The organism is Stenotrophomonas sp. (assembly GCF_036662295.1).
In the GTDB taxonomy this organism is placed as follows: domain Bacteria; phylum Pseudomonadota; class Gammaproteobacteria; order Xanthomonadales; family Xanthomonadaceae; genus Stenotrophomonas.
The window spans coordinates 1-10942 of record NZ_JAVWXA010000016.1 but is presented as its reverse complement, the minus strand read 5'-3'; the positions used below and the strand labels follow the sequence as shown (position 1 = coordinate 10942).

At 68.4% G+C, this 10942-nt stretch carries 10 protein-coding genes; 6 read left to right on the top strand and 4 right to left on the bottom strand.

The features are described 5' to 3' along the window. Nucleotides 1-91: 91 nt before the first annotated feature. From RSA25_RS04970 to RSA25_RS04960, 3 genes are all read right to left on the bottom strand, one after another. Nucleotides 92-1288, bottom strand: coding sequence for an argininosuccinate synthase (locus RSA25_RS04970; protein WP_332807799.1), 1197 nt, complete (start codon nt 1286-1288; stop codon nt 92-94). Nucleotides 1289-1368: 80 nt separating this feature from the next. Further along, complete coding sequence (locus RSA25_RS04965) at nt 1369-2379, bottom strand: N-acetylornithine carbamoyltransferase (RefSeq protein WP_332807798.1); 1011 nt, start codon at nt 2377-2379, stop codon at nt 1369-1371. A gap of 307 nt (nt 2380-2686) precedes the next feature. After that, nucleotides 2687-3250 carry a hypothetical protein gene (locus RSA25_RS04960; protein ID WP_332807797.1) on the bottom strand — a complete coding sequence of 188 codons (564 nt, stop codon included), beginning with the start codon at nt 3248-3250 and terminating at the stop codon, nt 2687-2689. Between the two features lie 188 nt (nt 3251-3438). Here RSA25_RS04960 and cysS point away from each other — a divergent pair, with 188 nt between their 5' ends. From cysS to RSA25_RS04945, 3 genes are all read left to right on the top strand, one after another. Beyond that, complete coding sequence (gene cysS, locus RSA25_RS04955; protein WP_332807796.1) at nt 3439-4809, top strand: cysteine--tRNA ligase; 1371 nt, start codon at nt 3439-3441, stop codon at nt 4807-4809. Between the two features lie 120 nt (nt 4810-4929). Continuing rightward, nucleotides 4930-5379 carry a SufE family protein gene (locus RSA25_RS04950; protein WP_332807795.1) on the top strand — a complete coding sequence of 150 codons (450 nt, stop codon included), beginning with the start codon at nt 4930-4932 and terminating at the stop codon, nt 5377-5379. Beyond that, nucleotides 5376-6629, top strand: coding sequence for an MFS transporter (locus RSA25_RS04945; protein WP_332807794.1), 1254 nt, complete (start codon nt 5376-5378; stop codon nt 6627-6629). Before RSA25_RS04950 ends, RSA25_RS04945 begins: the two co-directional genes overlap by 4 nt. A gap of 118 nt (nt 6630-6747) precedes the next feature. On the opposite strand, the gene dksA is transcribed toward RSA25_RS04945, so the two are convergent. Further along, complete coding sequence (gene dksA, locus RSA25_RS04940) at nt 6748-8019, bottom strand: RNA polymerase-binding protein DksA (RefSeq protein ID WP_332807793.1); 1272 nt, start codon at nt 8017-8019, stop codon at nt 6748-6750. A 271-nt stretch (nt 8020-8290) separates the two neighbouring features. On the opposite strand from dksA, the gene yidD reads away from it, so the two are divergent. From yidD to RSA25_RS04925, 3 genes are read left to right on the top strand one after another with little or no spacing between them, the layout of a single operon-like run. After that, nucleotides 8291-8548 (top strand): membrane protein insertion efficiency factor YidD, encoded by a 258-nt coding sequence (yidD, locus tag RSA25_RS04935; RefSeq protein WP_332807792.1) that lies wholly within the window; start codon nt 8291-8293, stop codon nt 8546-8548. Between the two features lies 1 nt (nt 8549). Next, nucleotides 8550-9896: a dihydroorotase gene (locus tag RSA25_RS04930; protein ID WP_332807791.1), complete on the top strand. Its 1347-nt coding sequence runs from the start codon at nt 8550-8552 to the stop codon at nt 9894-9896. Beyond that, nucleotides 9896-10741: a peptidoglycan DD-metalloendopeptidase family protein gene (locus RSA25_RS04925; RefSeq protein WP_332807790.1), complete on the top strand. Its 846-nt coding sequence runs from the start codon at nt 9896-9898 to the stop codon at nt 10739-10741. The genes RSA25_RS04930 and RSA25_RS04925 overlap by 1 nt, the downstream gene beginning before the upstream one ends. The last annotated feature ends 201 nt before the right edge of the window (nt 10742-10942 follow it).

Below are 10942 nucleotides of genomic sequence, written 5' to 3'. Positions count from 1 at the left end.
CGTGCCACGAGCCGGCCAGCGGCCGGCACTACCCTCCATCGGTGTTGCGAGGAGCCGGCCAGCGGCCGGCACTACCTTGCATCCGGGCAGGTCAACCGCGGTTGACCTGCGCGTACACCGTCGAGCTCATGCCGAACAGCTTGATGAAGCCCTCGGCCTCTTCCACGCCCCAGTCGGCCGACTGCGCATAGGTGGCCCCCTTGGTGTTGAGCAGGTGCGGCGACTTCACCGCCACGGCATCCACACGCCCACCGCGGGTTTCCAGCACCACCTCACCGTTGACCTTGGCCTGGGAGGACTTCAGGAAGGCTTCGATGTCGGTCTTCAGCGGGTCGTGGTAGAAGCCTTCGTACACCAGCTCCACCCACTTGCGCGCCACGTCCGGCTTGAAGCGGTTCTGCTGCTTGGTCAGCACGGCGTCTTCCAGCGCGCGGTGCGCGGCCAGCAGCGAGACCAGGCCCGGGGCTTCGAACACGATGCGGCCCTTCAGCCCGATCACGGTGTCGCCGGTGTACACGCCACGGCCCACGCCGTACGGGGCGAACAACTTGTTGAGCTGGGCCAGGATCTGCTCACCCGGCAGCGCCTTGCCGTCCAGCTCCACCGCCTCGCCTTCGACGAACTTCAGGGTGACCGTCAGTGCCTGCTCCGGCCATTCGCTGCGCGGTGCGCACCAGCCGCGGGCACCCTCGCCCGGCGCTTCCCAGCGGTCGATCTCGCCACCGGACATGGTCAGGCCCAGCAGGTTCTCGTTGATGGTGTAGGCCTGCTGCTTGGCACGCACGCCGAAGCCACGCTCCTCCAGGTACTTCTGCTCGTAGGCGCGGGTCTGGGTGTGCTCCTTCTGGATCTCGCGGATCGGCGCGACGATCTGGTAGTCGCCCAGCGCCTTCACGGCCAGGTCGAAGCGGACCTGGTCGTTGCCCATGCCGGTGCAGCCGTGGGCGATGATGTTGGTGCCCAGCTCGGCGGCGCGCTTGAGCGCGGCATCCACGATCAGGTAACGGTCGGACACCAGCAGCGGGTACTGGCCCTGGTAGCCTTCGCCGGCCCACACGAACGGCTTGACGAAGCCACTCCAGATCGCCGGGCCACCATCGACGGTGACGTGGCTGGTGACACCCAGTTCGGCGGCGCGCTTCTCGATGAAATCCCGCTCTTCGTCATCCACGCCGCCGGTATCGGCGAACACGGTATGCACGTTGTAGCCGCGCTCCTGCAGGTAGGGCACGCAGAAGCTGGTGTCGAGGCCACCGGAGAAAGCCAGGACGATGTCTTTGTTGCTCATGGGGGTCAGGTCCAATTGGTAAACAAGAATGCGGTGGTGCCGACCGCTGGTCGGCTGGAATGTTCGATGCCCGTGTCGGCTCAGCGGCCGATCAATGCCGACATGATCGCCTTCTGCACATGCAGGCGGTTCTCGGCCTCGTTGATGGCGATGCACTGCGCCGAGTCCATCACCCCGTCGGTGGCCTTCACGTTGCGGCGCAGCGGCAGGCAGTGGCTGAACACGCCGTTGTTGGTGAGCGCCATCTTGGCCTCGTCCACGATGAAGTGCTTGTACTGGTCGCGGATGGGCTTCTCCGGTTCCCAGTTGCCGAAGAACGGCAGCGCGCCCCAGCTCTTGGCGTACACCACGTCCGCGCCGGCGTAGGCGCTGGCGATGTCATGGCTGACCTGCAGCGACCCGCCGCTCTCGGCCACGTTCTGCTCGGCCCAGCCCATGTAGCGCTCGTCCAGGACGTAGTCCGGGGTCGGGCACAGCAGGGTCACGTCCATGCCCATGCGGGTGGCGATGGTCAGCGCCGAGTTGGCCACGGCGGTGTTGAGCGGCTTGGGGTGGTAGGTCCAGGTCAGCACGTACTTCTTGCCGCGCAGGTCCTGGGTGCCGAAGTGTTCCTGCAGCGCCATCACGTGGGCCAGTTCCTGGCACGGGTGGGTGATGGTTTCCATGTTGATCACCGGCACCGGCGAGTACCGGGCGAAGCTCTTGAGCACCTCGTCCTCGCGGTCCTTGGTCCAGTCGATGAACTTGGGGAAGGCGCGCACGCCGATCAGGTCCACGTAGCGGCCCAGCACGCGGGCCACTTCGGCGATGTGCTCCTCGGTGTCCCCGTCCATCACCGTGCCCAGGTTGAACTCGATCGGCCATGCATCCTTGCCCGGCTGCAGCACGATCGCGTGGCCGCCCAGCTGAAAGGCGCCCAGTTCGAAGCTGGTGCGGGTGCGCATGGACGGATTGAAGAACACCAGGGCAATCGATTTGCCCTTGAGCTCATCGCCCAGCTTGTTGCGCTTGAACAGCGCGGCCTGGGTCAGCAGGGCATCCAGGTCGGTGCGGCTCCAGTCCTGCGTGTTCAGGAAGTGCTTCAGGGACATCGATCGATCCTTTGCGGCAAGGTGTCAGGGTTCAAAAAACGTACAGATGAAACTTTTTCATGACGCGAAAACGAAAAAACCCAGCGCAGTGGCTGGGTTTTCCGAACAGACAGCACGAAGCTCCGGTTACCCAGCGAAAATGTGGGGTTCCGGTCGGCGGGCACGCGACGTCATGCCGGTCGCCATGCGGGCGGCGCTGGTGTCGTGCTGGAAGTCGGTGAGTTTCATGGCCGCCCATCTTTGCATGCGCTGGGGGTGGGTGCAAGACCCCGACCGGCGGCACGCGCCGGCCCGAGTGCGGCCCGGATCACGGATTGGCGGCCGCGCCCTGCTCGGCGCCCATCCACGGGGTGATCGAAACGCGGATCTTGAGCCGGTTACCGGGGTCTTCTGGCAGCCGCGACCGGTATTTGGTGCCCTTGTAGACGTAATCCACGTCATAGGCGATGGGCCGCCGGAACTCGCGGCCGACCGGGATGATCCGGCATTCGCGGGTCAGCAGCGGGCCGTTGTTGGCTGCCGGGGCGGGGGCGTCGGCCACCGGCATCGGTTCCTCGGTGCCGTCTTCACGCCGGAAGATCGAGCGCACCGAGTCCATGAAGCGGCCGAAGCGGCCCTTGTCTTCCTGCGGCTCCTCGCCGGTCACGTTGACCGGGGCAAGCGTGCGCGTGGACACCGGTTCGCAATGTTCTTCGGTGCGGGTGGCGCGCAGGGTCTGGAACACCGGCTCGACATTGAGCACCTGTGCGTAGTCGAACTTGACGTTCTCCACGATCACCACCCGGTTACGCACCTCACCGTCCTGGGCGCACGCCATGAAGGCGGCACCGGCCAGCAGGCAGGTCAGCGTCAACAACGAAGCGGATTTCATTGGCAACAGGTTAGCGGACAAGACGGATAGTTTAGGCAGTGCCAGGCACAAGGGGCTGAACATTACCCTTCCGCGACGATTCTGCCCATAGCCGGGTCACCCGCCGGACCGCCGGGCGGCCCCGGCGCTGGGGGCCGATGTGATCTAAAATCGAGGGCTTGCCCCCTACCCTGCCCACGCCAGCCCCCATGACCCTGCGCCTGCACAACACCCTGACACGCCAGCTCGAACCGTTCATCCCGCTCGATCCGACCTGTCCGACCCTGTATGTGTGCGGCCCCACGGTCTACAACTACGTGCATATCGGCAACGCCCGTGGCCCGGTGGTGTTCGGGGTGCTGGCCGACCTGCTGCGGCGGCGCTTCGGCGGGCTGCGCTACGCGCGCAACATCACCGACGTGGACGACAAGATCAACGCCGCCGCCCGCGACCAGCAGTTGCCGATCTCGGCCATCACCGACCGGTTCGCCGCCGCCTACCGTGAAGACATGGGCGCGCTGGGCGTGGTGCCGCCGGACATCGAGCCGGAAGCCACCGCCCACATCCCGCAGATCGTGACGATGATCGAGCAGCTGATCGCGGCCGGGCATGCCTACGCCGCCGAAGGCCACGTGCTGTTCTCGGTCGGCTCCTACGATGGCTACGGCAAGCTCTCGCGCCGCGATCCGGACGAGATGCTGGCCGGCGCGCGCGTGGACGTGGCCCCCTACAAGCGTGAGCCGGGGGATTTCGTGCTCTGGAAGCCCTCCAGCGACGACCTCCCCGGCTGGGCATCGCCGTGGGGCCGTGGTCGTCCGGGCTGGCACATCGAATGCTCGGCCATGGCCGCCGCCCACCTGGGCCCGACCATCGACATCCATGCCGGCGGCGTGGACCTGCAGTTCCCGCACCACGAGAACGAAATCGCACAGAGCGAGTGCGCCCATGGCGGGCAGGCGTTTGCCCGGTTCTGGCTGCACAACGGCATGCTCAACTTCGGCGGCGCCAAGATGAGCAAGTCGATCGGCAACATCGAGCGGGTCCACGACCTGGTCCGCGCACACGCGCCCGAAGCGCTGCGCTACGCCCTGCTCTCGGCCCACTACCGGCAGCCGCTGGACTGGTCCGATGGCTTGATCGAGCAGTCCACGCGCACCCTGGACCGCCTCTACGGCACCCTGCGCGACCTGGCCGACGTACCGGCCCAGGCGGTGATCCCGGCCGAGATCGAGGCCGCGCTGGATGACGACCTCAACACCCCGCAGGCGCTGGCCGAGCTGGCCCGCATCGCGGGCGAGGCGCGCAAGGCCGCCCCGGCCGAGCAGGCCCACTGGAAGACCGCGCTGCTGGGCGCCGGCCTGGCGCTGGGGCTGCTGCAGCAGGATCCGGCGGCGTGGTTCGGCAATGCGCCGGGCGATGCCGAGGACGATGCGCGCATCCAGGCCCTGATCGATGCCCGCACCGCGGCCAAGCAGGCCCGCGACTTCGCCCGCGCCGATGCCCTGCGCGACCAGCTCGCCGCCGAAGGCATCGTGCTGGAAGACACCGCGCAGGGCGTGCGCTGGGTCCGCCGGCGCTGAGCCATCGCCCCGCCGCTGGCCGGGCACCGCACGACACAGACCCGGCCAAGGACGGCCGGGTGTTCCCCCCGCATCTGCAAGGCCAGACCATGGACGGCGCGCACCGGCCTGGAGTCCCCCATGACCATCGCATCCCCGTTCCCGCTCGAACCCACCGCCGCCGAGGCCCAGGCCGCCATTGCCGATGAGTTCGCCTTCTTCGGCGACTGGTCCGAGCGCTACCAGTACCTGATCGACCTGGGCCGCAAGCTGCCCACCTTCCCCGACGCGTGGAAGACCGAGCAGCACCGCCTGCTGGGCTGCCAGTCGATGGTGTGGATCGTGCCGGAAGGCAACGCGCAGCAGCTGCGCTTCCACGCCATCAGCGATTCGGCGATCGTCTCCGGGCTGATCTACCTGGCGCTGCGCGTCTACTCGGGCCGTTCGGCCGCCGAGATCCTGGCCACCGAGCCCACCTACATCCAGGACATCGGCCTGTCGCGCCATCTCTCGCCAACGCGCAGCAACGGCGTGGCCGCGATGCTCGCCTTCATCCGCGAGACCGCCCAGTCCCAGTCCGACCGCGCGTGAGTACCGACGCCCCGGCCGAGCGCCCCGAGGGCGCGCTCACGCTGCTGGCCCGCCCCGGCTTCTCGCTGCTGCTGGCCTATCGCATCTGCGCGATGCTGTCCTACCAGGTGGTGGCGGTAACGGTGGGCTGGCACATCTACGAGGTCACCCGCAATCCGTTCTCGCTGGGCCTGGTCGGCCTGGCCGAGGTGCTGCCGTTCTTCTGCGTGGCCCCCTTTGCCGGCTACCTGGTGGACCACCTGCCCCGCCGCCGGCTGGGCATGGTGGCCGCCAGCGGGCTGGTGCTTACCGCCGTGGTGCTGACCGCCGTGGCCCGGGGCTGGCTGCCGTTCCACGGGGTGTGGCCGATCTATGCGGCCATCGCCATGACCGGGATGGTCCGTGCGTTCCTGTCGCCGATCTACAACGCCCTGTTCGCCCGGGTGCTGGAGCGCGGGCAGTACGCGCGCGGGGCCGGGCTGGGCGCGGTGATGTTCCAGACCGGCATGGTCGCCGGGCCCGCGTTGGGCGGCGTGCTGGTGGCCTGGGGCGGCACCGGGGTGGCCTACGCGGTGGCCGCCGCGGTGGCACTGGTCGCAGTGGGCTGCCTGGCCGCGCTGCGGGTGTCCGAGCCGGTGCACACCGGGCCGGCCGCGCCGATCTTCAAGAGCATCGCCGAGGGCGGCCGCTTCGTGCTGGGCAACCGGATCATGGTCGGGGCGATGGCACTGGACATGTTCTCGGTGCTGCTCGGCGGCGTGGTGGCGATGCTGCCGGCCTTCCTGCACGAGATCCTGCACCACGGCCCGGAAGGCCTGGGCGTGCTGCGCGCGGCACCGGCACTGGGCTCGGTGTGCGTGGGCCTGTGGCTGGCGCGCCGGCCGCTGCAGCGCAATGCCGGGCGGGTGCTGTTGTTTGCGGTGGGCGGGTTCGGCCTGTGCGTGATCGGCTTCGGGCTGTCGCACAGTTTCTGGCTGTCGGCGGTGATCCTGCTGTTCTACGGGGCCTTCGACGGCGTGTCGGTGGTGATCCGCTCGACGATCCTGCAGCTGGCCACGCCGGAAGACATGCGCGGGCGGGTGTCCTCGATCAACGGCATCTTCATCAGCTCCTCCAACGAGCTGGGCGCCTTCTACGCCGGCACCATGGCCCGGCTGCTCGGCCTGGTCCCGGCCGTGGTGCTGGGCGGCTGTGCGGTACTGAGCGTGGCCGCCGTCACCGCGTGGAAGAACCCCACCCTGCGCAGACTCAACCTGCGCGACCTGCAGTAGCGCCGACCGCCCCGCTCGCGCGACCAGGTAGTGCCGACCGCGGGTCGGCAACTGTCCACCTGCGCAACAAAAAGCCCGGCCGAAGCCGGGCTTTTCAATGGTGCTCGACCAGCAGGACTCAGTCGCCCTGCTGCTTCTGCAGGTGCTCCCAACGCTCCTGGGCGTCGATGGTGCGTTCGGCGGTCAGACGCGCTTCGAGGCGGTCCAGGCCGATCTCTTCGCCGGTGTCCACGCAGTAGCCGTAGTCACCGTCTTCCAGGCGCTTGAGCGTGCTGTTGATCTTGCCGATCAGCTTGCGGTAGCGGTCGCGGGTACGCAGTTCCAGCGAGTTCTCGGTCTCGCGGGTGGCGCGCTCGGCTTCGTCGCCGATGTCACGCACTTCTTCCTGCAGGTTCGCGATGGTCTGCTTGGATTCCTCGACCAGATCATTGCGCCAGTGCTGCAGGCGCTGGCGGAAATACTCCAGCTGCAGCGGGCTCATGTATTCCTCTTCCGCGCTCGGCTTGTAGCCGTCGGGCAGGATCGGACGGCCGGTGGCTTCGTCAGTCTTGTATTCCACGACCTTCACCTTGGTGCGCGGCGCCGGGGCGGACGAGCGCGCTGCCACGGCAACGGCGACCTTGCCGACCGGACGCGACACGGGCTTGGGGGCGGACTCGGACTTGGCGGGGGTTTTTGCAGGCGATTTCGAAACGGGCACGGGATTCTTGTTTTGCGGGGCCTTGGAGGCGGGGGCCGCTGCTGCCGGCACCGGCGCGGACGCCGACGGGGTAACAGGTTTGGCCGCGCTCTTGGCCGGGACAGACTTGGCCGGCGCCGGCGATGCCGGCTTCGGTGCGGACTTCACTACGGGTGCTGCCACCGGCGCGGCGGCCGGCTTGGTTGCCACGGGCTTGCTGGCGGTCTTGACCGCCTTCACCGGCTTGGCCGGCGGCTGCTTGGCCGCCACCTTGCCTGCCGGTGCAGGCTTGGATGCCGGCTTGGCAACGGCCGGCTTCACGGTTGTCTTCGGTGCGGCCTTGGCGGGCGCGGCCTTCTTCACCGTCGCCTTGGCGACCGGCTTGGACGGTGCGGCCTTGCTGGCCACGGCCTTCTTGGCCGGCGCCTTCTTGACCACGGCCGCCTTCTTGGCCGGCACGGCCTTCTTCACCGGCGCCTTGGCGACCACCGGCTTCTTGGCGACGGCTTTCTTGACCGCCTTGGCCGGGGCCTTGGCGACCGGTTTTTTCACGGGTGCCGTCCTGGCCGCCGGTTGTTTGGATGCAGGCTTGCCCGCCGGCGTTGCGGCCGGTTTCCTGGCAACGGACTTGGCCGCCAACTTCTTGACAACAGGCTTGGCGGTTTTCTTGGCGGCCTTGACGGCCTTCTTTGCAGTTTTTTTAGCAGCCACGAAACGCTCTTCCTTGGTTTCCCCGGGGCCCGGGAAAGCGGGCCTTTATAGCCTACCCGACCAGCAGCAGCAACCACACCGCCTACTCCGTTCAGCCCCGGAGTCGCAGGGCGTGCAGCCGATCCACCACACGGGCGGACCGTCTTGCGCAGTTCGGTACCTGACCCGGCACATGGCCGGGGCGGCCCGCCACGCGCGTGGGCGCGGACGGGGCCAACGTCCCATCCTGCGACAAATGCGGCCTTCATGCCAACTGCTCTAAGATTGGCAGGTGATCTCCCGCCTGCTCATCGCCCTGCTGCGCTTCTACAAGCGCTTCATCAGCCCGTTGCTGGGGCCGCGCTGCCGCTTCATGCCCAGCTGTTCTGAATACGCCATGCAAGCCATCGCCACGCATGGGCCCGCGCGCGGCAGCTGGCTCGCCGCGCGCCGCCTGGGCCGTTGCCATCCCTTCCATCCCGGTGGCATCGACGAGGTGCCGCCGCGCACCGCGCCGCCCCCCACCTGCCGCTGCACAGGAAAACACTGAAATGTCCTCCACGCTCATCGTCAACGCCCGCCTGGTCAACGAAGGCACTGTCACAGAAGGTGACCTGCGCATCGAGAACGGCCGCATCGCCCAGATCGGCACCGGCCTGGAGGCTCGCCCCGGCGAGACCGTGGTCGATGCCGCCGGCCGCTGGCTGCTGCCGGGCATGATCGACGACCAGGTCCACTTCCGCGAGCCGGGCCTGACCCACAAGGGCGACATCGCCACCGAATCGGCCGCGGCCGTGGCCGGCGGGCTGACCAGCTTCATGGACATGCCCAACACCAACCCGCCCACGCTCAATGCCGAGATCCTGCAGGCCAAATACGACGCCGCAGCCGGCCGCGCGCGCGCCAACTACGGCTTCTACATGGGCGCCAGCAACGACAACCTGGCCCACATCCAATCCCTGGACCCCAAGACCGCCCCGGGCATCAAGGTGTTCATGGGCGCCTCCACCGGCAACATGCTGGTGGACAACCCCGAGACCCTGGACGCGATCTTCCGCGACGCCCCCACCCCGATCATCACCCATTGCGAAGACACCCCGATGATCGATGCCAAGGCCAGGGAGTACGCCGAGAAGTACGGCGATGCCCTCAGTGCCGAGCAGCATCCGGACATCCGCTCGCGCGAGGCCTGCCTGAAATCCTCCGAGCTGGCGGTGTCGCTGGCCAAGAAGCACGGCACCCGCCTGCACGTGCTGCACATCTCCACGGCCGACGAGCTCAAGCTGTTCGAGCGGGGCCCGCTGATCCGCGCCGACGGCAGCCGCAAGCAGATCACCGCGGAAACCTGCATCCACTTCCTGCGCTTCGACCGCAGCGATTACGCGCGGCTGGGCAACCTGATCAAGTGCAACCCGGCCATCAAGGAAGCCAGCGACCGCGAGGCGCTCACCCGCGCCGTGGCCGAGGACGTGATCGACGTGCTGGCCACCGACCACGCCCCGCACACCTGGGAAGAGAAGCAGAAGCCCTACCCGCAGGCGCCGTCGGGCCTGCCGCTGGTGCAGTACGCGCTGGTGGCCGCGCTGGAGCTGGTACACGAAGGCAAGCTGCCGATCACCCAGGTGGTGCAGAAGTTCGCCCACGCCCCGGCCCAGCTGTTCGATGTAAGCCAGCGCGGCTACCTGCGCGAAGGCTACTTCGCCGACCTGGTGCTGGTGGAAGACGTGCCGTTCACGGTCAAGCGCGAGGACGTGCTGTCCAAGTGCGGCTGGTCCCCGTTCGAGGGCATGACCTTCCGCTCACGCATCGCCTCGACCTGGGTCAACGGCGAGCTGGCCTGGGACGGGGAGAAGCTGGTGGGCGCGCCGAACGGCCAGCGCATGAGCTTCGACCGCTGATGCGGGCATCGTTGCTGGGCCTGGCCCTGCTGGCGGCGGGTGGTGCGGGCGCGGCGGCATTGCTGCCCGCCCCGGCACGCGCCCAGGCCGACAGCCGGGTCGTGTTTCCGGCCAGCGCCTCGCAGGGCGCCATGGTGATCGGCAAGGTGCCGGCCGGCAGCACGGTGCGCTACGCGGGCCGCACGTTGCGGGTGAGCGGCTATGGCAGCGTGGTGTTCGGCATCGGCCGCGACGAGAAAGGCCCGCTGCAGGTCCAGGTGCAGCGCCCCGACGGCGGCAGCGAAACGGTGGCCATCGCGGTGACCCCGCGGGACTGGCCGACCGAACGCGTCAATGGCGTGCCGCCCAAGACGGTCAACCCGCCGGCCGCGATCGCCGAACGGATCAAGCGCGAGCAGGCCCAGGTCACCGCCGCGCGCGCCCGCGACGACGACCGTGCCGACTTCGCCCAGGCCTTCATCTGGCCGGTGCAGGGCCGCATCAGCGGGCGTTTCGGCAATGCGCGCGTCTATAACGGCCAACCCGGCTCGGGCCATTCGGGCATGGATATCGCCGTGCCCACCGGCACCCCGGTCAAGGCGCCCGCCGCCGGCGTGGTCACCTTCGCCGGCCCGGACCTGTACCTGACCGGCGGCACCCTGCTGCTGGATCACGGCTACGGGATCAGCTCGAACTTCCTGCACCTGTCGCGCATCGACGTGAAGGTGGGCGACCGGGTGGAACAGGGCCAGGTGATCGCCGCGGTCGGCGCCACCGGGCGCGCCACCGGCCCGCACCTGCATTGGGGCATGAACTGGTTCGACACCCGGATCGACCCGCTGCTGGTACTCGACCGCAACAAATAGCCGGCAACCGGTAGTGCCGGCCGCTGGCCGGCTCCCCAATACGAATGGTGCGATCCATAATGCCGGCCGCTGGCCGGCTCCCCACCACGGAGGGTGCAATCGGCCGTGCCGCCCACCGCTCGGCACCGACCCCGGCATGAACGCCCCGCCCGGCCGCAACGATTCGATCGCCGGTAGGGTCGGTTCCCGAACGACCGCCGA